Below are 23,770 nucleotides of genomic sequence, written 5' to 3'. Positions count from 1 at the left end.
CCCGACCCCTTACAGCTTCATCAGGCTGGCGTCGTCGACCGAGGCCGAGTGGCGGGTGCGGAACAGCGACACGATGATCGCCAGACCGACGACGACCTCGGCGGCGGCCACGACCATCGTGAAGAAGGCGATGATCTGGCCGTCGAGGTTGCCGTGCATCCGGGAGAAGACGACGAACGCGAGATTGCAGGCGTTGAGCATCAGCTCGATGCACATGAACACGACGATCGCGTTGCGCCTGATGAGCACGCCGGTCGCGCCGATCGTGAACAACAGCGCCGCGAGATACAGGTAGTTGACGGGGTTCACTTCGGCGCCTCCTCGGCCCGCTTGAAGTTCGCCGGCTCGATCGTCGTGCGCTCCAGGCGCTCCTCCGCGCGCTGCTCCAGGGCCCGCAGGTCGTTGAGGGCTTCCGTCGACACGTCACGGATCTGGCCGCGTTCGCGCAGCGTCTTGCTGACCGTGAGCTCCGACGGTGTGCCGTCGGGCAGCAGGCCCGCGATGTCGACGGCGTTGTGCCGGGCGTACACACCGGGCGCGGGCAGCGGCGGCACGTACTTGCCCTCGCGGACGCGCTGTTCGGACAGTTCGCGCTGCGTCTTGGCGCGCTCGGTGCGCTCGCGGTGGGTGAGGACCATGGCGCCGACGACGGCCGTGATGAGCAGGGCGCCGGTGATTTCGAAGGCGAAGACGTACTTGGTGAAGATGAGGGACGCCAGGCCCTCCACATTGCCGTTCGCGTTCGCCTGGCCGGTGCCGTCGAACTCCTTCAGGGAGGCGTTCCCGATGCCGCCGAGCAGCAGGACGCCGAAGCCCACCCCACACAGGAGGGCCAGCCAGCGCTGGCCCTTGATGGTCTCCTTCAGCGAGTCCGCGGCGGTGACGCCGACGAGCATCACCACGAACAGGAACAGCATCATGATCGCGCCGGTGTAGACGACGATCTGCACGATCCCCAGGAAGTAGGCGCCATTGGCGAGGTAGAACACCGCCAGGACGATCATGGTTCCGGCGAGACACAGCGCGCTGTGCACGGCCCTCTTCATGAAGACGGTGCACAGGGCGCCGATCACGGCGACGGTGCCGAGGACCCAGAACTGGAAGGCCTCTCCGGTGGAGGTGGAGTAGGCGGCGAGCTGCGCGGTCATCGGCCGATCACCTTCTTCGACGCCGGTTCGTCCTCACCGAAGGTCGAGGAGGCCTCCTGAGGCACCTCGCCCTTGGAGAGGGCCACCTGCGGTACGGTCCCGGGCGCGGCCTCGGTCACCAGGCCCTGGTAGTAGTCCTGCTCGTCCATGCCCGGGTAGATGGCGTGCGGGGAGTCGACCATGCCCTCCTCGAGTCCGGCGAGCAGCTGCTCCTTGGTGTAGATGAGGTTGGCGCGGCTGCTGTCGGCCAGCTCGAACTCGTTGGTCATCGTGAGCGCGCGCGTGGGGCACGCCTCGATGCACAGGCCGCACAGGATGCAGCGGGCGTAGTTGATCTGGTAGACGCGGCCGTACCGCTCGCCCGGCGAGTAGCGCTCCTCGTCGGTGTTGTCGGCGCCCTCGACGTAGATGGCGTCGGCGGGGCAGGCCCAGGCGCACAGCTCGCAGCCGACGCACTTCTCCAGGCCGTCCGGATGGCGGTTGAGCTGGTGCCGTCCGTGGAACCGCGGAGCCGTGGTCTTCTTCTGCTCCGGGTACTGCTCGGTCAGCCGCTTCTTGAACATGGCCTTGAAGGTCACGCCGAAGCCTGCCACCGGGTTCTGGAAGCCAGGCTTCGCCTGCCCGGCCTCCTGGGGCTCCTCAGCCATCGGACGCCTCCTTTCCATCCGAAGATCCGTCACTGACAGTGTCCGTCCCACCACTGACAATCAGCTCCCGCTCACGGCGTGAGCGGCGCCGGGGCACCGGCGGCAGCTCCTGTCCGGGCAGCGGCGGCACGGGGAATCCGCCGGCCATCGGGTCGAACACGGCCGGCTGGGCGGCGGGCGGCTCGGCCGTCTTGGCCTTGTCGCGGAACATGTCGACGACGAAGGACAGCAGGAGCAGCGCCAGGACGGCGCCGCCGACGTAGAGGGCGATGTCGGCGAAGTCGTAGTTCTGGTTCCTGAGGGTCCGCACGGTCGCGACGAGCATCAGCCACGTCACGGAGACCGGGATGAGGACCTTCCAGCCGAGCTTCATCAGCTGGTCGTAGCGGACGCGCGGGAGTGTGCCGCGCAGCCAGATGAAGAAGAACAGCAGCAGCTGGACCTTGATCACGAACCAGAGCAGCGGCCACCAGCCGTGGTTCGCGCCCTCCCAGAAGGTGCTGACCGGCCAGGGGGCGCGCCAGCCGCCGAGGAACAGGGTGGTCGACACGGCCGAGACCGTCACCATGTTGACGTACTCGGCGAGCATGAACATCGCGAACTTGATCGACGAGTACTCGGTGTTGAAGCCGCCGACCAGGTCGCCCTCGGACTCCGGCATGTCGAAGGGGGCGCGGTTGGTCTCGCCCACCATCGTGACGATGTAGAGGATGAAGGAGACCGGCAGCAGCAGGATGTACCAGCGGTCTTGCTGCTGCTCGACGATCGTCGACGTCGACATCGACCCCGAGTAGAGGAACACGGAGGCGAACGCCGCGCCCATGGCGATCTCGTAGGAGATCATCTGCGCGCAGGAGCGCAGGCCGCCGAGGAGCGGATAGGTGGATCCGGAACTCCAACCCGCCAGCACGATGCCGTAGATCCCGACCGAGGCGACCGCGAGGATGTAGAGCATCGCGATCGGCAGGTCGGTGAGCTGCATCGTGGTGCGGTGTCCGAAGATCGAGATCTCGTTGCCGGCCGGTCCGAACGGGATCACCGCGATCGCCATGAAGGCCGGGATGGCCGCGACGATCGGCGCGAGGACGTACACCACCTTGTCCGCGCGCTTGACGATGACGTCTTCCTTGAGCATCAGCTTGATGCCGTCGGCCAGCGACTGGAGCATGCCCCAGGGGCCGTGCCGGTTGGGGCCGATGCGCAGCTGCATCCAGGCGACGACCTTGCGCTCCCAGACGATGGAGAACAGCACGGTCACCATCAGGAAGGCGAAGCAGAAGACGGCCTTGATGACGACCAGCCACCAGGGGTCGCGGCCGAACATCGAGAGGTCTTCAGCGGCGAGGTACGGGCTCATGCCTCCACCTCCTTGGGGGCCTCTTCGGCGAGTGCCGCCGGGCCGATGCGGACGAGGGAACCGGGCTGTGCCCCGGTGTCGGAGGCGACGCCGCTCCCGACGGAGTTCAGCGGGAGCCAGACCACCCGGTCGGGCATCTCCGTGACCTGGAGGGGGAGTTCCACGACCCCGGCGGGGCCGGTCACCGCGAGGAGGTCGCCTTCCGCTACGCCCGCCTCGGCGGCCGTCGCGGCGGACACGCGCGCGCGTGCCGCGTGCCGGGTTCCGGCGAGCGCCTCGTCGCCCTCCTGGAGCACGCCCTGGTCGAGCAGCAGCCGGTGCCCGGCGAGCACGGCCTCCCCGGCGGCCGGACGCGGCAGCACACTCGCCGTCTCCAGCGGCCCGGAGGCCCGCGGCCCGTCCCAGGCGCCGAGCCGGTCCAGTTCCGCGCGCGTGGTCCGCAGATCCGGCAGGCCGAGGTGTACGTCCATGGCGTCGGCCAGCATCTGGAGCACCCGCGCGTCGGCCGGTGCCAGGCGGCGGGTCATCTGGTCCGGCTTGAGCGCGGCCTCGAAGGAGCGGCCCCTTCCCTCCCAGTTGAGGAAGGTGCCCGCCTTCTCGGCGACCGCTGCGACCGGCAGGACGACGTCGGCGCGTTCGGTGACCTCGCTGGGCCGCAGCTCCAGCGACACCACGAAACCGGCCTCTTGCAGCGCCTCACGCGCGCGTGCCGGATCCGGCAGGTCGGCGACCTCCACACCCGCGACCAGCAGGGCCTGGAGCTCACCGTTCGCGGCGGCCTCGACGATCTGACCGGTGTCGCGGCCGTAGCGGTGCGGGAGTTCGGCCAGCCCCCAGGCCGCGGCGACTTCGTCACGCGCGCGCGGGTCGGTCGCCGGACGCCCGCCCGGCAGAAGCGATGGCAGCGCGCCCGCCTCGATCGCGCCGCGTTCCCCGGCCCGCCGCGGAATCCACACCAGCCCCGCTCCGGTCGCGGACGCGGCGCGTACGGCGGCGGTGAGGCCACCGGCGACCGAGGCCAGCCGCTCACCGACGACGATCACCGCGCCCTCGGCGCGCAGCGCCTCGCCGGCCAGGGTCCCGGCATCCTCCAGGCCGACACCGCTCGCGAGAGCGTCCAGCCACTCCGTCTCGGTACCGGGAGCGGCCGGCAGCAGCGTGCCACCCGCCTTCTCCAGGCCGCGCGTGGCATGTGTGGCCAGCGAGAACACCCTCTGCTTGCGCTTGCGCCAGGCCTTGCGCAGCCGCAGGAAGACGCCGGGCGCCTCCTCCTCCGACTCGAACCCGACCAGCAGGACGGCGGGCGCCATCTCCAGAGCGGTGTACGTGACGCCCGTACCGTCGAGGTCACGGCCGTGCCCGGCCACCTGGGCCGCCAGGAAGTCGGCCTCCTCGCCGCTGTGCACGCGCGCGCGGAAGTCGATGTCGTTGGTGTCGAGGGCCACGCGCGCGAACTTGCTGTACGCGTAGGCGTCCTCGACGGTGAGGCGTCCCCCGGTGAGGACGCCGGTCCTGCCGCGCGAGGCCAGCAGTCCCTGGGCGGCGATCTGCAACGCCTCCGGCCAGGAGGCCGGTTCGAGCTCGCCCTCGGCGTTTCGCACCAGCGGCGTGTCGAGCCGGTCCTTCAGCTGCGCGTACCGGAACGCGAAGCGTCCCTTGTCGCAGACCCACTCCTCGTTGACCTCGGGGTCGTCGGCGGCGAGCCGCCGCATGACCTTGCCGCGCCGGTGGTCGGTACGGGTCGCGCAGCCGCCCGAGCAGTGCTCGCAGACGGACGGCGACGAGATCAGGTCGAAGGGGCGGGAGCGGAATCGGTAGGCCGCCGAGGTGAGCGCGCCGACCGGGCAGATCTGGATGGTGTTGCCGGAGAAGTACGACTCGAACGGGTCGCCCTCACCGGTGCCGACCTGCTGGAGCGCGCCCCGCTCGAGCAGCTCGATCATCGGGTCGCCCGCCACCTGGTTGGAGAACCGGGTGCAGCGGGCGCACAGCACGCACCGCTCGCGGTCGAGCAGTACCTGTGTGGAGATGGGGACCGGCTTCTCGTACGTCCGCTTCTTCCCCCCGAAGCGGGACTCGGCGTTGCCGTGCGACATCGCCTGGTTCTGGAGCGGGCACTCGCCGCCCTTGTCGCAGACCGGGCAGTCCAGCGGGTGGTTGATGAGCAGCAGCTCCATCACACCGTGCTGGGCCTTCTCGGCGACCGGCGAGGTGAGGTGGGTCTTCACCACCATCCCGTCCGTGCAGGTGATCGTGCAGGACGCCATGGGCTTGCGCTGGCCCTCGACCTCCACGATGCACTGGCGGCAGGCGCCGGCCGGGTCGAGCAGGGGGTGGTCGCAGAAGCGGGGGATCTCGATGCCGAGCTGTTCGGCGGCCCGGATGACCAGGGTGCCCTTGGGCACGCTGATCTCGACGCCGTCGATCGTCAGCGTGACGAGGTCTTCCGGCGGGACCGGCGCCTGCCCTCCTCCGGTGGGAGCGCTGGTGGTCACGGTCATGCGTTCACCTCCGGGCGGTCCGCCCAGGCCGTCGACTTGGCCGGGTCGAAGGGGCAGCCCCGGCCCGTGATGTGCTGCTCGTACTCCTCGCGGAAGTACTTGAGCGAGGAGAAGATCGGCGAGGCGGCGCCGTCGCCGAGGGCGCAGAAGGACTTGCCGTTGATGTTGTCGGCGATGTCGGCGAGCTTGTCGAGGTCGGACGTGACGCCCTTGCCGGCCTCGATGTCCCGCAGCAACTGCACCAGCCAGTACGTGCCTTCACGGCAGGGCGTGCACTTGCCGCAGGACTCGTGGGCGTAGAACTCGGTCCAGCGGGTGACGGCCCGCACGACGCAGGTGGTCTCGTCGAAGCACTGGAGTGCTTTGGTGCCGAGCATGGATCCCGCGGCGCCCACTCCTTCGTAGTCGAGCGGGACGTCGAGGTGCTCGTCGGTGAACATCGGTGTCGAGGAGCCGCCGGGCGTCCAGAACTTCAGCCGGTGCCCGGGGCGCATCCCGCCGCTCATGTCGAGGAGCTGGCGGAGTGTGACGCCGAGCGGGGCCTCGTACTGGCCGGGGCTGGCGACATGGCCGCTGAGCGAGTAGAGCGTGAAGCCCGGGGACTTCTCGCTGCCCATCGACCTGAACCATTCCTTGCCGTTTTTCAGGATGGCGGGAACCGACGCGATCGACTCGACGTTGTTCACAACAGTCGGGCACGCGTAGAGGCCCTCGACAGCAGGGAAGGGGGGACGGAGCCGCGGTTGACCACGGCGGCCTTCGAGCGAGTCGAGCAGTGCGGTCTCCTCACCGCAGATGTACGCGCCGGCGCCGGCGTGCACGGTGAGCTGGAGGTCGAGTCCGCTGCCCAGGATGTTCTCGCCGAGGTAGCCCGCCGCGTAGGCCTCGCGCACGGCCTCGTGCAACCGCCGCAGAACGGGGACGACTTCACCACGCAGATAGATGAAGGCATGCGACGACCTGATGGCATAACACGCGATGACGATGCCCTCGATGAGGCTGTGCGGGTTGGCGAAGAGGAGCGGGATGTCCTTGCAGGTCCCGGGCTCCGACTCGTCGGCGTTGACAACTAGATAGTGCGGTTTTCCATCACCCTGCGGAATGAACTGCCACTTCATTCCCGTCGGGAACCCCGCGCCGCCTCGCCCGCGCAGACCGGACTCCTTGACGTACGCGATCAGGTCGTCCGGCGACATGGCGAGCGCCTTGCGGAGCCCCTCGTACCCCTCGTGCCTCCGGTAGACGTCCAGCGTCCAGGACCTGTCCTCGTCCCAGAAGGCCGACAGCACGGGTGCGAGCAGCTTCTCCGGGCTGGTGTCCTTTAGTTCGGCAGCCACGCTCATCACTCACCCTCCTCGGCGGTAGGCCCTGCCGGGTGGGACGGGTCCGAGGCCGATGTCTCCTGCGGCGCGTCATGGGAACTGAGGTGTTCGGCCGGCGACGGCTCGTGCACCGCCCGGTCCTGCGGTTCGTCGTGCGGTCCGCCGTCCCGCGGATGCACCACCCGCGCGGGTGCGGCCTCTCCCCTCGCCAGGCGAAGGCCCACCAGCGAAGCGGGTCCCGCGCTGCCGCTCTCCTCGACGGCCCCTGGCCGCTCGTCGGGGAAGCCCGCCAGGATCCGGGCGGTCTCCTTGAAGGTGCACAGGCGTGCCCCGCGCGTGGGCTCGACGGGCCGTCCCGCGCGGAGGTCGTCGACCAGGCGTGTGGCGCTGGCCGGGGTCTGGTTGTCGAAGAACTCCCAGTTCACCATCACGACCGGCGCGAAGTCGCAGGCCGCGTTGCACTCGATGTGCTCCAGGGTGATCTTGCCGTCGCCGGTGGTCCCGCCGTTCCCGACGCCGAGGTGCTCCCGGAGCTCCTCGAAGATCGCGTCGCCGCCCATCACCGCGCACAGGGTGTTCGTGCAGACGCCGACCTGGTAGTCACCGGACGGCTTGCGCCGGTACATGGTGTAGAAGGTGGCGACCGCGGTGACCTCGGCCGTGGTCAGGTCCAGCATGTCCGCGCAGAACCGCATCCCGGTGCGCGTGACATGGCCCTCCTCCGACTGCACCAGGTGCAGCAACGGCAGCAGGGCCGATCGGGAGTCGGGGTAGCGGGCGATGATCTCGCGCGCGTCCGTCTCCAGCCGGGCTCGGACGTCGTCCGGGTAGCCGGGCGCCGGCAGCTCGGGCATGCCGAGGCTGACGCCCCGCTCAGAAGAAGAGGTGGTCACCGGTCGACGCCTCCCATCACGGGGTCGATGGACGCGACGGCGACGATGACGTCGGCGACCTGGCCGCCCTCGCACATCGCCGCCATGGCCTGAAGGTTGGTGAAGGACGGGTCGCGGAAGTGGACCCGGTAGGGGCGGGTGCCGCCGTCGGACACGGCGTGCACCCCGAGCTCGCCCTTGGGCGACTCGACCGCCGCGTACGTCTGTCCCGGCGGGACGCGGAAGCCCTCCGTGACCAGCTTGAAGTGGTGGATCAGGGCCTCCATGGAAGTGCCCATGATCTTCTTGATGTGGTCGAGGGAGTTGCCGAGTCCGTCCGGTCCCAGCGCGAGCTGGGCGGGCCAGGCGATCTTCTTGTCGGCGACCATGACCGGGCCCGGCTGGAGCCGGTCCAGGCACTGTTCGACGATCCCGAGCGACTGGCGCATCTCCTCCAGGCGGATCAGGAAGCGGCCGTAGGAGTCGCAGGAGTCCGCGGTCGGGACCTCGAAGTCGTACGTCTCGTAGTCGCAGTACGGCTGTGTCTTGCGCAGGTCGTGCGGCAGTCCGGCGGCGCGCAGGATCGGGCCGGTCGCACCGAGGGCCATGCAGCCGGCCAGGTCGAGGTAGCCGACGTCCTGCATACGGGCCTTGAAGATGGGGTTCCCGGTGGCGAGCTTGTCGTACTCCGGGAGGTTCTTCTTCATCTTCTTCACGAACTCGCGGATGTGGTCCACCGCGCCGGGCGGCAGGTCCTGCGCGAGGCCGCCGGGGCGGATGTACGCGTGGTTCATCCTGAGGCCCGTGATGAGCTCGTAGATGTCGAGAATCATTTCACGATCACGGAATCCGTAGATCATGATCGTGGTGGCGCCGAGTTCCATGCCGCCGGTGGCGATGCACACCAGGTGGGAGGACAACCGGTTCAGCTCCATCAGGAGCACCCGGATGATCTTGGCCCGCTCGGTGATCTGGTCCTCGATGCCGAGGAGTTTCTCGACGGCGAGGCAGTAGGCGGTCTCGTTGAAGAAGGACGTCAGGTAGTCCATGCGCGTCACGAACGTGGTGCCCTGCGTCCAGGTCCGGTACTCGAGGTTCTTCTCGATGCCGGTGTGGAGGTAGCCGATGCCGCAGCGGGCCTCGGTGACCGTCTCGCCGTCGATCTCCAGGATCAGGCGGAGCACCCCGTGGGTGGAGGGGTGCTGGGGACCCATGTTGACGACGATGCGCTCGTCGTCGGCACGGGCCGCGGACTGGACGACCTCGTCCCAGTCGCCACCGGTGACCGTGTAGACGGTGCCCTCGGTGGTCTCGCGTGCCGAGGCGGACGCGGCTGCTGACTGCGTGCTCACGAGTACGACCTCCGCTGGTCCGGAGCCGGAATCTGGGCGCCCTTGTACTCGACGGGGATGCCGCCGAGGGGGTAGTCCTTGCGCTGCGGGTGGCCCTGCCAGTCGTCCGGCATCATGATCCGCGTCAGGGCCGGGTGGCCGTCGAAGACGATCCCGAAGAAGTCGTAGGTCTCGCGCTCGTGCCAGTCGTTGGTCGGGTAGACGGAGACCAGCGACGGGATGCGCGGGTCGTCGTCGGGGGCGCTGACCTCGAGGCGGACCAGCCGGTTGTGGGTGATCGAGCGCAGGTGGTAGACGGCGTGCAGCTCGCGGCCCTTGTCGTGCGGGTAGTGGACGCCGCTGACTCCGGTGCACAGCTCGAAGCGCAGGGCCGGGTCGTCGCGCAGGGTCTTCGCGACGCGCAGCAGGTGCTCGCGCTCGATGTGGAAGGTGAGCTCGTCGCGGTCGACGACCGTCTTCTCGATCGCGTTGTCGGGCAGCAGGCCCTGTTCCTCCAGCGCGCCCTCGAGTTCGTCGGCGACCTCGTCGAACCAACCGCCATACGGCCGGGTCGCCGGACCCGGGAGCCGGACCGAGCGGACCAGGCCGCCGTAGCCGGAGGTGTCGCCGCCGTTGTTGGCGCCGAACATGCCGCGCTGGACGCGGATCTCCTCGCCGCCCTCGCCGCGGCGGCCGGGGAGGTTGGAGGCGGCGAGGTCCTTCTCGGGGTTCACCCCGTTCGCGGACCCGTTCACGCCGTTGGTGCCGTTCGCGTCGCTCACCGCAGCAGCCCCTTCATCTCGATCGTGGGCAGGGCCTTGAGTGCCGCCTCCTCCGCCTCGCGGGCCGCCTCCTCGGCGTTCACGCCGAGCTTGGAGGACTGGATCTTCTGGTGGAGCTTGAGGATCGCGTCCATCAGCATCTCGGGGCGGGGCGGGCAGCCGGGCAGATAGATGTCCACCGGGACGATGTGGTCGACGCCCTGGACGATCGCGTAGTTGTTGAACATGCCGCCGGAGGAGGCGCAGACACCCATGGAGATCACCCACTTCGGGTTGGGCATCTGGTCGTAGACCTGCCTGAGCACCGGCGCCATCTTCTGGCTGACCCGGCCGGCGACGATCATCAGGTCCGCCTGGCGCGGTGAGCCGCGGAAGACTTCCATGCCGAAGCGCGCCAGGTCGTAGCGGCCGGCTCCGGTGGTCATCATCTCGATGGCGCAGCAGGCGAGGCCGAACGTGGCGGGGAAGACGGACGCCTTGCGCACCCAGCCCGCGGCCTGCTCGACGGTGGTGAGCAGGAAACCGCTCGGCAGCTTTTCTTCGAGTCCCATGTCCTAAAGGCCCCTCAGTCCCATTCCAGGCCGCCGCGCCGCCACACGTACGCGTAGGCGACGAAGACGGTGAGCACGAAGAGCAGCATCTCCACGAGCCCGAAAACACCCAGGGCGTCGAAGGTGACGGCCCAGGGGTAGAGGAAGACGATCTCGATGTCGAAGACGATGAAGAGCATCGCCGTCAGGTAGTACTTGATGGGGAAGCGCCCGCCGCCGGCCGGCGTGGGGGTCGGCTCGATGCCGCACTCGTAGGCCTCGAGCTTGGCGCGGTTGTACCGCTTCGGACCGATCAGCGTGGCCATGACCACGGAGAAGATCGCAAAGCCTGCCCCGAGGGCTCCCAGTACGAGGATGGGCGCATAGGCGTTCACCGCTCCTCGCTCCTCTCAGTCGGCACTGACTGCTGGCGGTTGCGTCGGACCATCCGCCTCACCGGTCCCACGAACCCCGCTCGTCCCGGGCGAAGATCGAGAACATGTGAAGCAGGTCACAAGCCCGACTGCCTCGCATCTTATGCCCGTCGCTCTGTGATCTGCGACACGGCGTATTACTCAAGCTTTGTGATCTCCACCACCTGACGAAGGATCATGAAGTCGGATGAGCAGTGATCTTCGCACCGGAAGCGTCCGAGTGATCACCAGAGGTGACATTTTCGCCCGTCACCGCAGGCCGGAGGGTGCGTCTCAATATCAAGAGACTTCCCTTGCATGCAAATTCGCGCTGGGCGTCACGCCCTGGTAGAGGCTCGCGTTCACACATGAGAGGGAGGTGCTGTGTGGAATGTGGACGCGTGCATGCGTTCACGAAGTCCGTCGGCGTAACGCGGCCGTGACCCGGCCGTGATCCACGCGCGAGACGCGGCCCCACGGGTGACCGTTCCGTGACCTCTACCACATCCATGAGAGGCGCCTGAGAGCCGGGCTTGGCCACCGAACGCAACCAATGGTAGGCGGAGGGCAATTCGGACGTAATCATGAAAACCCATGATCAACGGCCTGATCGCCTGCGTCCGCAATGTCCGTTACGGCGTCAATAAGGAATGACACGCGCGGGTTTCAGGGGCTCGGTTGAGTAAATGTGGCGCAGCACACGTTTCTTGAAGATATGAAGGAGCCCCTGGTACCGCTTATTCCCATGTCCCACACCGCTCACATACGCAGCCACCGGAAACCCCGCCGCAGCGCGTCGAAAATCGCGATGCGGGCCGGAGTTGCCGGTGGCGTCCTCAGCACCCTGGCAGTCGCCGGGGCGTCCGGCGCGGCGAACGCCGCCGAGCCGGTGACGCAGACCCTCGAACTGCCCACGCTGACGGCCGACGTGGCCACCCAGGTCGCCCAGTCCGCGGACGCCACGCAGCAGGCCGCCGCGAACTACCAGTTGCAGGCCGAGCGTGACGCGGCCGCCGCAAAGGCCGCTAAGCAGGCCAAGTCGGACCTCGCGGACGCGAAGCAGAAGGCGGAGGCCAAGAAGAAGGCCGCTCAGGAGGCCGCCCGCAAGGAGGCCGCCGCCCGCGCCTCGCGCAACTCGGAGCGGACCACCCTCTCCGCCAAGGCGACCACCAGCACCTCCACGAGCACGTCCACGTCCACGGCCACGGGTTCGGCCGCCGCCGTCGTCGCGTTCGTCAAGGCGCAGATCGGCAAGGCGTACGTCTCCGGTGCCACCGGCCCGTCCGCCTATGACTGCTCCGGCCTGGTGCAGACGGCCTTCAAGCAGGTCGGGATCAGCCTTCCGCGCGTCTCCCAGGACCAGTCGACGGCCGGCACCCAGGTGTCGCTGAGCAACCTTCAGCCGGGCGACATCCTGTACTGGGGCAGCGCGGGCAGCGCGTACCACGTCGGGGTGTACGTGGGCGACGGCATGTTCGTCGGCGCGCAGAACCCCTCCAGTGGCGTCGGGGAGCACCCGCTCTCCTACGACCCGCCGACCGGTGCCGTGCGGGTGCTCTGACCGCACCCCACCCAACGCGTGAAGGGCCGCAGCCGCTCGGGGGCAGCGGCCCTTCGGGCTTTCCTGGGATGCTCGGCACCAAGTCGGCGTCCGTTTATGGCTGTTCCTGTACAGTCACCTCGAAGCCGATGATGTCCGACATGCCGGACACATCGTCAACCGGGTACAGAGCCCCTCGACCCGGCCGACGGCTTGCTCGACGCGGGTGAGGGGCCTCTCGATGCCGGCCTGGGCCTTACAGGGCCTTACAGGGCCTACAGGGCCGACAGGGCCTACAGGGCCTACAGGGCCTACGGGATGCTCACGCCTTCGGCGCCACCCGGCTCAGCCCGTTGATGATCCGGTCCATCGCGTCGCCGCCCGTCGGGTCGGTGAGGTTGGCCAGGAGCTTCAGGGTGAACTTCATCAGCATCGGGTGGGTCAGGCCGCGCTGGGCGGCGATCTGCATGACCTTCGGGTTGCCGATGAGCTTCACGAAGGCGCGGCCCAGCGTGTAGTAACCGCCGTAGGTGTCCTTGAGGACGCGCGGGTAGCGCTGGAGGGCCAGCTCGCGCCCGCCGGGCGTGGACCGCGCGTGGGCCTGGACGATGACGTCGGCGGCGAGCTGGCCGGACTCCATGGCATAGGCGATGCCCTCGCCGTTGAAGGGGTTCACCAGCCCGCCGGCGTCGCCGACCAGCAGCAGGCCCTTGGTGTAGTGCGGCTGGCGGTTGAAGGCCATCGGGAGGGCGGCGCCGCGGATCGGGCCGGTCATGTTCTCCGGCGTGTAGCCCCAGTCCTCCGGCATGGAGGCGCACCAGGCCTTCAGGACCTCGCGCCAGTCCAGTTCCTTGAAGGAGTCGGAGGTGTTGAGCACGCCCAGGCCGACGTTGCTCGTACCGTCGCCCATGCCGAAGATCCAGCCGTAGCCGGGCAGCAGGCGGTCCTGGGGGCCGCGGCGGTCCCAGAGCTCCAGCCAGGACTCCAGGTAGTCGTCCTCGTGGCGCGGCGAGGTGAAGTAGGTGCGGACCGCGACGCCCATCGGGCGGTCCTCGCGGCGGTGCAGGCCCATCGCGAGGGACAGGCGGGTGGAGTTGCCGTCGGCGGCGACGACGAGCGGCGCGTGGAAGGCGACCTCGCGCTTCTCCTCGCCGAGTTTGGCGGTGACGCCGGTGATGCGGCCGGTGCGGTCGTCGACGACGGGGCCGGAGACGTTGCAGCGCTCGTACAGTCGCGCCCCCGCCTTCTGGGCCTGCCGGGCGAGCTGCTCGTCGAAGTCGTCGCGTTTGCGGACCAGTCCGTAGTCGGGGAAGGAGGCGAGATCGGGCCAGTCCAGCTGGAGGCGGGCGCCGCCGCCGATGATCCTGAGGCCCTTGTTGCGCAGCCAGCCGGCCTCCTCGGAGATGTCGATGCCCATCGCGACGAGCTGCTTCACGGCGCGCGGGGTCAGGCCGTCGCCGCAGACCTTCTCCCTCGGGAACTCGGTCTTCTCCAGCAGGAGTACGTCGAGTCCGGACCTTGCGAGGTGGTACGCGGTCGTGGAGCCGGCTGGCCCCGCGCCCACGACGATCACATCGGCGGTGTTGTCGGAGAGGGGCTCGGTCACGGCGGGATCTCCCCAAGGTTCGTAATGTGCGTGCCGACCGGCACTGGACATGGGCAGTCTATTCAGCAGCATTGATCACCCGGCTGAAGGGCTGCCTCCGTGAACCGACCTCTCCCCGCGGTACGACTGCGCGTCCCCACCCACGAGGACGCGTTCGCCTGGCACCGGGCCTTCGACGATCCCGAGGTCATGGAGTTCAACGGCGGCACGTCGGCGGCCCTGTCGGTCTACGAGGAGCTCACCGCCCGTCAGCGCCGGCACGACGCCGAGCGGGGCTTCTGCCTGTGGTCCCTGCTCGGCGAGGGCGACGAGGTCATCGGCTTCACGGGCGCCCAGCCGTGGCCGCGGGAGTGGGGCCCGAGGGGCGAGATAGAGATCGGCTGGCGGCTCGGGCGGGCGCACTGGGGCAACGGGTACGTCACCGCGGCGGCGCACGAGACGCTCGACCGGGTGCGGGCGGCGGGCGTGCCGGAGGTGGTGGCCATGATCCGGCCCGGCAACGAGCGTTCCACTGCGGTGGCCCGGCGCCTGGGCATGGAGCCCGCCGAGACCTACACCCACCCGAGGCTGGACGTGCCGACGCTCTGCTACCGGCTCGTTCTGACCTGAAATGACCCGGAAATTGATTACTCAGAGTAGTCGACTGTCACAGAAAGACACCTGAAGCTTCCGGCTGCCGTGCGCGCGGGGTTACCCTTCCAGTACCACTGGGGGTGACATCTGTGCGTATAACACCCAAAACACCCGAAGTGCGCGTACCCCGTCTCGTCGGTCTGATGGCCGTCGACGCGCGCGAGACCGCCCAGGCGTGGGGACTGTTCCTCAACGCCCCGGACCGGCCGGACTTCCCCCACACCGTCGTCGACTACGTCGTACGCCAGTACCCGCAGCCCGGGGCCGAAGTGCCCCGGGAGTCCATGGTGTACGTGTGGTTCGACTTCGGTGAGGGAGAGGGCGGCGGGGGCATGCGGGAGCCCCGCATCCCGAGGCCGCCCAGGGGCGGGCTGCAACGCGAACTGGACGAGCCGGGCGATCCGTACGCCGTCGTCGGCTTCAGCTCTCCTTGAAACCCCGGTGCAGGGCGACCACACCGCCCGTCAGGTTCCGCCACGCGACCCGGGACCAGCCCGCCTTGCGCAGTCGTTCGCCCAGCGCGGGCTGGTCGGGCCAGGCGCGGATGGACTCGGCGAGGTAGACGTAGGCGTCGGGGTTGGAGGAGACCGCCCGTGCGACCGGCGGCAGGGCGCGCATCAGGTACTCGGTGTAGACGGTGCGGAAGGGCGCCCAGACCGGGTGCGAGAACTCGCAGATCACCACCCGCCCGCCGGGCCGGGTCACCCGGTACATCTCGCGCAGCGCCGTGTCCGTGTCCTGCACGTTGCGCAGGCCGAAGGAGATCGTGACGGCGTCGAAGGTGTCGTCCTTGAACGGCAGCCGCGTGGCGTCGCCGGCCGTGAAGGGCAGCCAGGAGTTGCGCGTCTTGCCGACCTGGAGCATGCCCAGGGAGAAGTCGCAGGGGACCACATAGGCGCCCGTCTGCGCGAACGGCAGCGACGAGGTGGCGGTCCCCGCGGCCAGGTCCAGGACCTTCTGCGCGGGGCGCGCGTCGACCGCCTTCGCGACCTCCTTGCGCCAGCGCCGGTCCTGCCCCAGGGACAGTACGTCGTTGGTCAGGTCGTACCGTTCCGCCACGTTGTCGAACATCGAGGCGACTTCGTGCGGCTGCTTGTCCAGGGATGCGCGGGTCACGGACCCATTGTGGCAGCAGGCGCCGCGGCACCGGCGCAGCGCCCCTGGCCGCCCTCCTGACGGATCCGGGCCGTCACGGCAGCAGCCTCGGCTTCTTCTTCGCCGCCACGTCCTCCACCCAGCCGCACAGCAGGATGAACAGCGCGATGAGGACCCAGCCGATGCCGAACATGAACCACTGGCTGTCCAGCGGCAGGTACTTCTCGAAGGCGGGGACGTTCCAGAACTGGTCGATCAGCGGGACGGCGAGGACCAGCGCGATCTCGTGCCAGAGGTAGATCGTCACCGCGCGCGCGTTGAAGACCGTGACCGTCCGGTCCAGCCGCTTGAAGCGGGTGAGCCAGGCGAAGTCGATCCGGAAGTACGCCTTCGCCCACATCAGCAGCATCACGAAACCGGCCGACCAGAAGGCCTGCGCGAGGGGGTTCTCGTCCAGGTCGTACGTGCCGAAGTCGGCCTGGTGCGAGAAGGCGTACCAACCGCCGTACCCGAGCGCGGCGAACGAGAGCACGACCACCAGGGCCGGTTTCATCCGCTGGAGCACACCGTCGCGGTGGGCGAAGCCGAGGATCCAGCAGAAGAGGTACGTGGACAGGTCCCACATGGCGCTGCCCAGCCGGTTGTCCGGGCCGGACCAGACGAAGTCCAGCACCAGGATCGGCGCGAGGGACAGCACCAGCACCGGGACCGGGGCGAGCCGGAAGACCCGCAGCAGCAGCGGGGACAGCAGGACGAACCAGAGATAGGTGCGCAGGTACCAGAGGATCTCCCAGGCCTGCTCGCCCCAGGCGTTGCCCGGCGGGTCGCCGAGCGGCACGATCCAGTAGACGATCTGCCAGCCCGGTATCCAGTCGTGGATCAGCATCGCCAGCACCACGAAGACGCCCCAGAACCAGAAGGGCGGCAGCAGCCTGCGCAGCCGGCTCTTCAGGACCTTGAACGCGGGGCGCTCCAGCGACTTCGCCATCAGGGTGCCGGCCAGGCCGAACATGATCCCCATGGACGGGAAGACCATGCCGCACCAGGCCCAGCCGAAGGTGTGATAGATGACGACACGGATGAGAGCGACGGCACGGAGGGTGTCGAAGTAGCGGTCGCGGCCCGTGGGCCTGGGCCTGGCCCGGGATTTCCTCTCCTCGGCGGCGGACGCCCGGGGCTCGGCTTCCGGTTCGGGGGCCGCTTCCACCACCGGCAGCGGCGCCGTGGCCCCCGCAGCCGCGACCTGCCCGTAGTCCGCATAGTGCTGCGGATACTGCTGCGGATACTGCTGCTCCCCGTACTGGTAACCGTCGTACCCCTGCGGATACGGCTGCCCGTACCCCTGCTGCTGCTCCCAGCTCATCAGCCGCTCACCCCCGCCGGCGTCCCGACCTCACCCGTGCGCTTGAGTTTCTGCCAGCGCAGCCGGCCGCCGGTGAGGGCGGTGATGCAGGAGTGGATGAGGACGAGGTACATCATCTGCCGGTAAGCCAGCTGTTGCAGCGGCATCATCAGCAGGTAGCGGTACTTCTCCCGGTCCAGCCGGAAGGCGTACGCCGCGCACACGAGCTGGATGGCGAGCACCGCGAGCCAGGCGAGCAGCGCCGCCTGGAAGTCGATGAAGATCATCGAGTAGGCGGTGAACACGTCGATGAGCGGGGCGAAGACCGGCGTGACGATCTGGAAGAGCACCACCAGCGGCATGCCGACCCGGCCGAAGCGCCCCGAAGGCCCCTTGTCCGTGAGGGACTTGCGGTGCTTCCACAGCGCCTGCATGGTGCCGTACGACCAGCGGTAGCGCTGCGACCACAGCTGCTTGAGGGAACCGGGCGCCTCCGTCCAGGCCTTGGCGTGCTCCTGATAGACCACCCGCCAGCCCGCCCGGTGCATGGCGATGGTGATGTCGGTGTCCTCGGCGAGGGTGTCCTCGCTCATGCCACCGACCTCCAGCACCGCGTCCCGGCGGAACGCGCCGATCGCGCCCGGGATGGTGGGCATGCAGCGCAGCAGGTCGTACATGCGCCGGTCCAGGTTGAAGCCCATCACGTACTCGATGTGCTGCCAGGCGCCGATGACCGTGTTGCGGTTGCCGACCTTGGCGTTGCCCGCGACCGCGCCGACCTCCGGGTCGGCGAACGGCTGCACCAGCTGCCGTACGGTGTCCGCTTCGAAGACGGTGTCGCCGTCCATCATCACGACGATGTCGTGGCTGGCGTTGCGGACGCCGTTGTTCAGGGCGGCCGGCTTGCCCGCGTTCTCCTGCCGGATGACCCGGACGTTGCGCATGCCGAGCGACTCGGCCGCGCTGCGCGCGATCTCGGACGTGTCGTCGGTCGAACCGTCGTCGACCACGATGATCTCGATCGGATGGGTGCTCTGCGCCAGCGACTCGAGGGTGTTGGTGATGCACTCCTTCTCGTTGTACGCCGGGACGATCACGCTCACCGGCTGGGTGACCGTCGGGCCCCAGCTGAAGCGGCGTTTGTTGCGCTGTCTGTAGTGGCGCCGGGCGAGGATCAGCATCATCCCGAAGCGGCCCATGACGGCGACGCCCACGACCAACAGCCCGACCGACAGCGTGGGCACGGTCCACTCGGCGACGGCGACCGCGACGATGAGGGCCTTGCCCTCGTAGAGGGTCACGCCGGTGGCGGTGCGATGGGCTGCCTGGAGGCGGGCGGTGGTGCTCGCGCCACCCTGACCGCCCGGCCCGGCGCCGGTGCCGGGCCGGCTGCCGGTCACGCCGGCCTCAGTCGCACCGGCCTCGGTCGCACCGGCCTCGGTCGCACCGGAAGCACCGGCGGCACCAGACGGGCTCCCGGGCTGTCCACCCGCCGTCTGCCGTTCCGCCGCGGTCTGCTTCTGGACGACACCGCTGATGGTGGTGAAGGTGTAGCCCTTCGCCTTCATCTTCTTGATGTACTGCGGCAGCGCCTTGATGGTCTGCGACCGCTCACCGCCCGCGTCGTGGAAGAGCACGGAAGCACCCTTGGTGCCCTTCGGCGTGGCCCACTTGACGATCTTCGAGACGCCCGGCTTCTTCCAGTCGTCGCTGTCGGTGTCGACGAAGACGCTGGTGTAACCGTCCTTGCCGAGCTTCTTGTACACGGGCCAGCTGTAGTTGTCGATCGCGTCCGTCTCCGAGGAGTACGGCGCGCGGAACAGCGTGGTCGTGATGCCGGCCGCGCCCGCGAGGGCGAGCTGCGTCTGCTGCATCTCGCGGTTGACGCGAGCATCGCTCTGGTACGACAGGTCGACGTGCGTGAAGGTGTGGATGCCGACCTCGTTGCCGTCCCCGACCATCGTCTTCACGATGCTCGGGTAGCGCGACACCATCGAGCCGACCAGGAAGAACGTGCCGGGCACGTCGTTCTCCTGGAGGATCTTGAGCACCTGCGGCGTCCAGGTCGGGTTCGGCCCGTCGTCGAAGGTGAGCGCGATGGTCTTGTCCGGCACGGAGACGGTGGTCGCCCGGCCGCCCCGGAAGGTGAGGATCGGGCCGCCGTCGAGGATCTTGTCGGGGACCTTGCTGGAACTGGCGCCGGTACGCACCCGCTGGTCGCCGCCGACCTCGGCGCGCAGATAGCCGTCGAGCAGCATCACGCAGGTCAGCGCCAGCAGAAGCAGCAGGGCGAGGATGACACGCGGTTTCTGCAGAGCCGCGGCCTTGCCGGCCGCCCGCTCCATGCGGGTGGGGGCTCGGCGTCTGCGGCGGGCGGGTGTCGAAGTAGTCATGAGGGTGGCTGCGCTCCCGTCAGTTGGCGGACGCGGACGAGGTGGCGGTGGCTGTGGCGGTGGCTGTGGCCGTGGCGGTGGCCGTGGCCGTGGGCGGCGCCGACGGGGCGCCGCTGGGCAGGCCGGCCTGGCGGCCGATCCCGCCCTGCGGCTGGTAGCCGCCGGGGGCCTGGCCGCTCCGACCGCCCGCGAAGGGCAGCAGCGAGGACGGGGTGAGCGAGGTGCCCCAGCCCATGAAGGCCATGACGAGCACGACGGCGTAGCCGGCACAGACGACACCCACGCCGAGGCCGATGCGGCGCAGCACTCTGGACCGACGTCCGGAGTTGTCAACGAACACGGGCCCCTCGGCGGACCCGTTGCCACGTTTGCGACGGCGACCGCGCCTCTCTGCGGTGCTTTCGATGGCAGTCTCGGAATGCATTCCCCGGATATTAGGGACTCTTTATGTGTCCGCACCCCTTCTTCATGTGAAGTGGCCATGAGAAACGCCTCAACCTATCTGTTTCCTGAGAGATTCTGTGAAGACCTGCGCAACCCCACCCTGGGTAGACAATCCCTGAACACCCCTTTTGACCGGCCAGATTGGCCCGATTCGCGCCCCGCCACCCATGTATTGCCTGTGCATTCCCCGCCGAATTGAACATCGGCTTCGCATGAGACGTTTTCCTTTTGAAGGAGACTTTGTTTCAGTGCTGAGACACAAATCACGAGAGCGGGTGCAGAAGCCATGAGGCGTTTCCTGAAGCCGGCGACCGGGCTCACATGCCTGTTTGCCATGGCAGTCACGGGGTGCTCCTCGGGCTCCGGCGGAACGTCGGACGCGGCGCCCGTGCCCCCGAAGCGGAGTGCGGCGAGCACCGAGAGCGCGGCCGCTTCGAGCACCTCCTACGCCCCGTACGTCAGTGCCACGACCGCCTCCGACAACGACTCCGCGGGCTCCCCGGCGACGTACAACCTGGCCTTCGTGATCGCCGACGGCAGCGACTGCACGCCGAAGTGGAACGACGAGTACGCGATCGGCAACTCGGCGGTGGAGACCCGGATTTCGCAGCTGAAGCAGGACGGCGCCACGGTACGGGTGTCCTTCGGCGGCGCCTCCGGCAAGGAGCTGGCGGCCACCTGCGACAGCGCGTCGAAGCTGGCCGCCGCCTACGCCAAGGCGCTGGACGCGGCGGGCGCCACCCAGGCCGACTTCGACATCGAGGGCGACGAACTGACCGACTCCGACTCGGTCGCCCTGCGCTCGAAGGCGATCGCGTTGCTTCAGAAGGACCGCGACGACCTCACGGTCTCCTTCACCCTTCCCGTGATGCCCTCCGGACTGGACGACGACGGCCTGGCGCTGCTGGAGTCCGCGAACGAGTACGACGTCCAGGTCTCGACCGTCAACATCATGACGATGAACTACGGCGAGTCGTACACCGGCGACATGGGCGACTACGCCCTCACCGCCGCCAAGTCCACCCACACCCAGCTGAAGAAGGTCTTCGGCCTGTCCGACGCGAACGCCTGGCGGGGCATGGCGCTGACCTCGATGATCGGCGTCAACGATGTCGACAACGAGACGTTCACCCTCTCCGACGCGGCCCAGGTACGGACGTTCGCCGAGGAGAACGAGATCTCCTGGGTGTCGATGTGGTCCAGCTTCCGGGACCAGCAGTGCGACGACGACTCCGCGTCCGACGACGCTGCGACCGATTGCAGCGGGGTGAAGCAGAGTTCGGGGGCGTTCGGGAAGGCGTTGGCGGGCTGACCCGCCGGGAGGGTCAGCGGCGCCGGTGCACGAGCCGCCCTGCGCACACCGTCGCGATGCACGCGCCGCTCTCGTCGAAGACGGCGAGGTCGGCGCGGGCGGTCTCGTCGAGCCGGAGGGGCCGGGGCTCGGGGAGGACGACGAGGTCGTTCCGTTCGGCGGCCGCCCGGAGTTCGGGCGAGTCGACGTACTCCGCCAGGACGGCGACCGCGCCGAGCTTCAGTACGGCGTGAACGCGTTCGCGCGGGCTCGGGGCGTCCGGCAGCGGCCCTTCGTGGAGGCGTGCGGGCCCGAGCACGCCGGGCCATCTGCGCACCCGGGCGCCCGGGAACCGCACCTGGACCTCCGCCAGCGTGCCCACCGCGGCGACCCGCGTGCCCTCGACGGCCACGGCACCGTCCTCGACCGGGTCGGTGCCGTCCCGGGTGGGGTCCCAGGTGTGACGGACCTCGTCCGCCGCGTGAATCGTCAGCACGGCCGCGTCAGTTGGACGCGAGCAGCTTCAGCTCAGGGTGGGCGGTGCCGCCCGCGATCGCCGTGGAGGAGATGTGCGACATCACGCGCTCGTCGACGGGGTCGTTCGCCGGGTCCTCGTGGACGACGAGGTGCTCGTACGTCGTCGACCGCTGCGCCGGAACCCGGCCCGCCTTGCGGATGAGGTCGATGATCTCCATCCGGTTGGAGCGGTGCTTGGCGCCGGCCGAGGAGACCACGTTCTCCTCCAGCATGATCGAGCCGAGGTCGTCCGCGCCGTAGTGCAGCGACAGCTGGCCGACCTCCTTGCCCGTGGTCAGCCAGGAGCCCTGGATGTGCTGGACGTTGTCGAGGAAGACGCGGGCGATCGCGATCATCCGCAGGTACTCGAAGATGGTGGCCTGGGTGCGGCCCTTCAGGTGGTTGTTCTCGGGCTGGTAGGTGTACGGGATGAACGCCCGGAACCCGCCCGTGCGGTCCTGGACGTCCCGGATCATCCGCAGGTGCTCGATCCGCTCGGCATTGGTCTCGCCGGTGCCCATCAGCATGGTCGAGGTGGACTCCACGCCCAGCCGGTGCGCGGCCTCCATGATCTCCAGCCAGCGCTCACCGCTCTCCTTCAGCGGGGCGATCGCCTTCCGCGGCCGCTCGGGGAGCAGCTCCGCGCCGGCGCCCGCGAAGGAGTCCAGGCCCGCCTCGTGGATGCGGGTGATGGCCTCCTCCACCGGGACGCCGCTGATCCGGGCCATGTGCTCGACCTCGGAGGCGCCCAGCGAGTGGATCACCAGCTGCGGGAAGGCCTCCTTGATGGCCCGGAAGTGCTTCTCGTAGTACTCGACGCCGTAGTCCGGGTGGTGGCCGCCCTGGAACATGATCTGCGTCCCGCCCAGCTCCACGGTCTCCGCGCAGCGGCGCAGGATGTCGTCGAGGTCGCGGGTCCAGCCCTTCGCGGTGTCCTTGGGGGCCGCGTAGAAGGCGCAGAACTTGCACGCCGTGACGCACACGTTCGTGTAGTTGATGTTCCGCTCGATGATGTACGTCGCGATGTGCTCGGTCCCGGCGTACTTGCGGCGGCGTACGGCGTCGGCGGCGGCGCCCAGCGCGTGCAGCGGGGCGTCGCGGTAGAGGTCGAGCGCCTCCTCGGGGGTGATCCGCCCACCGGCGGCGGCACGGTCGAGGACGGACTGAAGGTCGGCCTTCTTGGTCACCGGCGTCCCTTTCGCAAGGTTCGTAGGGGGTTGCGGACGGACCCGACCACCCTACGCCAGCCCTTTCCCACCGCCCGCGTCAGGCCGTGTACGCGCCGATCAGCACCCCCGCGAAGGCCCCCGCGATCAGGAACGGCCCGAACGGGATCATCGTCTTGCGGCCCGCCCGACGCGCGACGACGAGCCCGCCGCCGTACAGCGCCCCGAAGAGGAATCCGGCGAAGGTGCCCAGCATCACCGTCGGCCAGCCGTACCAGCCGAGCACGGCGCCCATCCCGAGCGCCAGCTTCACATCGCCGAAGCCCATGGCGCCGGGGTTGATGAGCCACAGCACGAAGTAGCCGGCGCCGAGGACGAGGGCGCCCAGCAGGGCGGTGAGCCAGTCCCCGGCGTGTTCGGGGACCAGGGCGACCAGCGCGAGCAGCCCGAGGGCGGCTCCCGCGAGCGGCAGTGTCACCGCGTCCGGCAGCCGGTGCACCCGCAGGTCCACCACCGCCAGCAGCACCGCGAGGGGCGCGAGCAGCAGCCAGACGCCGAGCTCGGGCCGGGTGCCGGTGGCGGCGGCGAGGGCGGCGCAGACGACGGCGGTGACGGTGGCGAGGAGTGCCGCGCCGGGACCGTACGACGACTCGGGCCACGTGCATCGCGCGCATCGCGCCCGCCCGATCCACCCCGCGACCGGATGGCCGCCCGGACAGCTCTCCCGCCACTCCTCCCCCGGGGGGACGGAGAAGCGGTAGGCGGCCCGGGGCAGCAGCGTTCCCGCCGCCGCACCCCACAGCGCGGCGACGGCGATCAGCACGGCGTCACTCATCGGCGG

Annotated in this window: 23 protein-coding genes; 4 read left to right on the top strand and 19 right to left on the bottom strand. The window is 69.1% G+C overall.

The window, feature by feature from the left end; genetic code table 11:
- Nucleotides 1-9: 9 nt before the first annotated feature.
- The 11 genes from nuoK to ACWGJM_RS23705 are packed head-to-tail and all read right to left on the bottom strand — an operon-like array spanning nucleotide 10 to nucleotide 10,885.
- The gene (gene nuoK, locus ACWGJM_RS23755; RefSeq protein WP_073901863.1) at nucleotides 10-309 is read right to left on the bottom strand and encodes an NADH-quinone oxidoreductase subunit NuoK; all 300 of its coding nucleotides are present in this window, start codon (nucleotides 307-309) and stop codon (nucleotides 10-12) included.
- Nucleotides 306-1,148, bottom strand: coding sequence for an NADH-quinone oxidoreductase subunit J (locus ACWGJM_RS23750; protein ID WP_453413680.1), 843 nt, complete (start codon nucleotides 1,146-1,148; stop codon nucleotides 306-308). The genes nuoK and ACWGJM_RS23750 overlap by 4 nt, the downstream gene beginning before the upstream one ends.
- Entirely contained in the window at nucleotides 1,145-1,795 is a 651-nt protein-coding gene (nuoI, locus tag ACWGJM_RS23745) for an NADH-quinone oxidoreductase subunit NuoI (protein WP_453413679.1), read from the bottom strand. Before nuoI ends, ACWGJM_RS23750 begins: the two co-directional genes overlap by 4 nt.
- A complete protein-coding gene (nuoH, locus tag ACWGJM_RS23740) occupies nucleotides 1,788-3,152 on the bottom strand; it encodes an NADH-quinone oxidoreductase subunit NuoH (RefSeq protein WP_453413678.1) in 1,365 nt (454 codons plus the stop codon). The genes nuoI and nuoH overlap by 8 nt, the downstream gene beginning before the upstream one ends.
- Nucleotides 3,149-5,653, bottom strand: a complete 2,505-nt coding sequence (locus ACWGJM_RS23735; protein WP_453413677.1) for an NADH-quinone oxidoreductase subunit G — start codon at nucleotides 5,651-5,653, stop codon at nucleotides 3,149-3,151. The genes nuoH and ACWGJM_RS23735 overlap by 4 nt, the downstream gene beginning before the upstream one ends.
- Nucleotides 5,650-6,999 (bottom strand): NADH-quinone oxidoreductase subunit NuoF, encoded by a 1,350-nt coding sequence (gene nuoF / locus ACWGJM_RS23730; RefSeq protein ID WP_361812130.1) that lies wholly within the window; start codon nucleotides 6,997-6,999, stop codon nucleotides 5,650-5,652. The genes ACWGJM_RS23735 and nuoF overlap by 4 nt, the downstream gene beginning before the upstream one ends.
- A complete protein-coding gene (nuoE, locus tag ACWGJM_RS23725; RefSeq protein WP_453413676.1) occupies nucleotides 6,996-7,868 on the bottom strand; it encodes an NADH-quinone oxidoreductase subunit NuoE in 873 nt (290 codons plus the stop codon). The genes nuoF and nuoE overlap by 4 nt, the downstream gene beginning before the upstream one ends.
- Nucleotides 7,865-9,199 carry an NADH-quinone oxidoreductase subunit D gene (locus ACWGJM_RS23720; RefSeq protein ID WP_453413675.1) on the bottom strand — a complete coding sequence of 445 codons (1,335 nt, stop codon included), beginning with the start codon at nucleotides 9,197-9,199 and terminating at the stop codon, nucleotides 7,865-7,867. The genes nuoE and ACWGJM_RS23720 overlap by 4 nt, the downstream gene beginning before the upstream one ends.
- The gene (locus ACWGJM_RS23715) at nucleotides 9,196-9,960 is read right to left on the bottom strand and encodes an NADH-quinone oxidoreductase subunit C (protein ID WP_453413674.1); all 765 of its coding nucleotides are present in this window, start codon (nucleotides 9,958-9,960) and stop codon (nucleotides 9,196-9,198) included. Before ACWGJM_RS23715 ends, ACWGJM_RS23720 begins: the two co-directional genes overlap by 4 nt.
- Nucleotides 9,957-10,511 carry a NuoB/complex I 20 kDa subunit family protein gene (locus ACWGJM_RS23710; RefSeq protein WP_007383964.1) on the bottom strand — a complete coding sequence of 185 codons (555 nt, stop codon included), beginning with the start codon at nucleotides 10,509-10,511 and terminating at the stop codon, nucleotides 9,957-9,959. The genes ACWGJM_RS23715 and ACWGJM_RS23710 overlap by 4 nt, the downstream gene beginning before the upstream one ends.
- A gap of 14 nt (nucleotides 10,512-10,525) precedes the next feature.
- Nucleotides 10,526-10,885, bottom strand: a complete 360-nt coding sequence (locus ACWGJM_RS23705; RefSeq protein WP_007383963.1) for an NADH-quinone oxidoreductase subunit A — start codon at nucleotides 10,883-10,885, stop codon at nucleotides 10,526-10,528.
- A gap of 763 nt (nucleotides 10,886-11,648) precedes the next feature.
- Between ACWGJM_RS23705 and ACWGJM_RS23700 the strand changes: the two genes are divergently transcribed.
- The gene (locus ACWGJM_RS23700) at nucleotides 11,649-12,464 is read left to right on the top strand and encodes a C40 family peptidase (RefSeq protein ID WP_453413673.1); all 816 of its coding nucleotides are present in this window, start codon (nucleotides 11,649-11,651) and stop codon (nucleotides 12,462-12,464) included.
- A gap of 301 nt (nucleotides 12,465-12,765) precedes the next feature.
- Here ACWGJM_RS23700 and ACWGJM_RS23695 read toward each other — a convergent pair whose 3' ends face one another.
- Entirely contained in the window at nucleotides 12,766-14,100 is a 1,335-nt protein-coding gene (locus ACWGJM_RS23695) for a geranylgeranyl reductase family protein (protein WP_453413672.1), read from the bottom strand.
- Between the two features lie 48 nt (nucleotides 14,101-14,148).
- Between ACWGJM_RS23695 and ACWGJM_RS23690 the strand changes: the two genes are divergently transcribed.
- Together ACWGJM_RS23690 and ACWGJM_RS23685 are read left to right on the top strand one after the other, a co-directional pair.
- Nucleotides 14,149-14,658 (top strand): GNAT family N-acetyltransferase, encoded by a 510-nt coding sequence (locus ACWGJM_RS23690; RefSeq protein WP_453413671.1) that lies wholly within the window; start codon nucleotides 14,149-14,151, stop codon nucleotides 14,656-14,658.
- 140 nt (nucleotides 14,659-14,798) lie between these two features.
- Nucleotides 14,799-15,116, top strand: coding sequence for a PASTA domain-containing protein (locus ACWGJM_RS23685; RefSeq protein WP_361449631.1), 318 nt, complete (start codon nucleotides 14,799-14,801; stop codon nucleotides 15,114-15,116).
- On the opposite strand, the gene ACWGJM_RS23680 is transcribed toward ACWGJM_RS23685, so the two are convergent.
- From ACWGJM_RS23680 to ACWGJM_RS23665, 4 genes are all read right to left on the bottom strand, one after another.
- Entirely contained in the window at nucleotides 15,103-15,798 is a 696-nt protein-coding gene (locus ACWGJM_RS23680; RefSeq protein WP_453413670.1) for a demethylmenaquinone methyltransferase, read from the bottom strand. The genes ACWGJM_RS23685 and ACWGJM_RS23680 overlap by 14 nt on opposite strands.
- A 73-nt stretch (nucleotides 15,799-15,871) precedes the next feature.
- Nucleotides 15,872-17,140 carry an acyltransferase family protein gene (locus tag ACWGJM_RS23675; protein WP_453413669.1) on the bottom strand — a complete coding sequence of 423 codons (1,269 nt, stop codon included), beginning with the start codon at nucleotides 17,138-17,140 and terminating at the stop codon, nucleotides 15,872-15,874.
- Nucleotides 17,140-19,512 (bottom strand): bifunctional polysaccharide deacetylase/glycosyltransferase family 2 protein, encoded by a 2,373-nt coding sequence (locus tag ACWGJM_RS23670; protein ID WP_453413668.1) that lies wholly within the window; start codon nucleotides 19,510-19,512, stop codon nucleotides 17,140-17,142. The genes ACWGJM_RS23675 and ACWGJM_RS23670 overlap by 1 nt, the downstream gene beginning before the upstream one ends.
- 19 nt (nucleotides 19,513-19,531) lie before the next feature.
- A complete protein-coding gene (locus ACWGJM_RS23665; protein ID WP_453413667.1) occupies nucleotides 19,532-19,852 on the bottom strand; it encodes a hypothetical protein in 321 nt (106 codons plus the stop codon).
- 390 nt (nucleotides 19,853-20,242) lie between these two features.
- On the opposite strand from ACWGJM_RS23665, the gene ACWGJM_RS23660 reads away from it, so the two are divergent.
- Nucleotides 20,243-21,268, top strand: coding sequence for a chitinase (locus ACWGJM_RS23660; RefSeq protein WP_453413666.1), 1,026 nt, complete (start codon nucleotides 20,243-20,245; stop codon nucleotides 21,266-21,268).
- A 13-nt stretch (nucleotides 21,269-21,281) separates the two neighbouring features.
- On the opposite strand, the gene ACWGJM_RS23655 is transcribed toward ACWGJM_RS23660, so the two are convergent.
- The 3 genes from ACWGJM_RS23655 to ACWGJM_RS23645 all read right to left on the bottom strand — a co-directional run bounded on the left by ACWGJM_RS23655 (nucleotide 21,282) and on the right by ACWGJM_RS23645 (nucleotide 23,764).
- Entirely contained in the window at nucleotides 21,282-21,743 is a 462-nt protein-coding gene (locus ACWGJM_RS23655) for an imidazolonepropionase-like domain-containing protein (RefSeq protein WP_453413665.1), read from the bottom strand.
- A gap of 7 nt (nucleotides 21,744-21,750) precedes the next feature.
- Nucleotides 21,751-22,950, bottom strand: coding sequence for a cyclic dehypoxanthinyl futalosine synthase (gene mqnC / locus ACWGJM_RS23650; protein WP_453413664.1), 1,200 nt, complete (start codon nucleotides 22,948-22,950; stop codon nucleotides 21,751-21,753).
- Between the two features lie 79 nt (nucleotides 22,951-23,029).
- Nucleotides 23,030-23,764 carry a prepilin peptidase gene (locus ACWGJM_RS23645; protein WP_453413663.1) on the bottom strand — a complete coding sequence of 245 codons (735 nt, stop codon included), beginning with the start codon at nucleotides 23,762-23,764 and terminating at the stop codon, nucleotides 23,030-23,032.
- Nucleotides 23,765-23,770: the final 6 nt, after the last annotated feature.

This window comes from Streptomyces sp. NPDC054834, from assembly GCF_053611185.1.
This window is presented reverse-complemented; position numbering and strand designations above follow the sequence as displayed.

Bases quoted from the DNA above. Each gene is read 5' to 3' on its own strand.
- ACWGJM_RS23645 (WP_453413663.1), bottom strand. From the start codon at position 23,764: ATGAGTGACGCCGTGCTGATCGCCGTCGCCGCGCTGTGGGGTGCGGCG.
- ACWGJM_RS23660 (WP_453413666.1), top strand. From the start codon at position 20,243: ATGAGGCGTTTCCTGAAGCCGGCGACCGGGCTCACATGCCTGTTTGCC.
- nuoH (WP_453413678.1), bottom strand. From the start codon at position 3,152: ATGAGCCCGTACCTCGCCGCTGAAGACCTCTCGATGTTCGGCCGCGAC.
- nuoI (WP_453413679.1), bottom strand. From the start codon at position 1,795: ATGGCTGAGGAGCCCCAGGAGGCCGGGCAGGCGAAGCCTGGCTTCCAG.
- ACWGJM_RS23675 (WP_453413669.1), bottom strand. From the start codon at position 17,140: ATGAGCTGGGAGCAGCAGCAGGGGTACGGGCAGCCGTATCCGCAGGGG.
- ACWGJM_RS23710 (WP_007383964.1), bottom strand. From the start codon at position 10,511: ATGGGACTCGAAGAAAAGCTGCCGAGCGGTTTCCTGCTCACCACCGTC.
- ACWGJM_RS23695 (WP_453413672.1), bottom strand. From the start codon at position 14,100: ATGTCCAGTGCCGGTCGGCACGCACATTACGAACCTTGGGGAGATCCC.
- ACWGJM_RS23700 (WP_453413673.1), top strand. From the start codon at position 11,649: ATGTCCCACACCGCTCACATACGCAGCCACCGGAAACCCCGCCGCAGC.
- ACWGJM_RS23735 (WP_453413677.1), bottom strand. From the start codon at position 5,653: ATGACCGTGACCACCAGCGCTCCCACCGGAGGAGGGCAGGCGCCGGTC.
- ACWGJM_RS23670 (WP_453413668.1), bottom strand. From the start codon at position 19,512: ATGACTACTTCGACACCCGCCCGCCGCAGACGCCGAGCCCCCACCCGC.
- ACWGJM_RS23750 (WP_453413680.1), bottom strand. From the start codon at position 1,148: ATGACCGCGCAGCTCGCCGCCTACTCCACCTCCACCGGAGAGGCCTTC.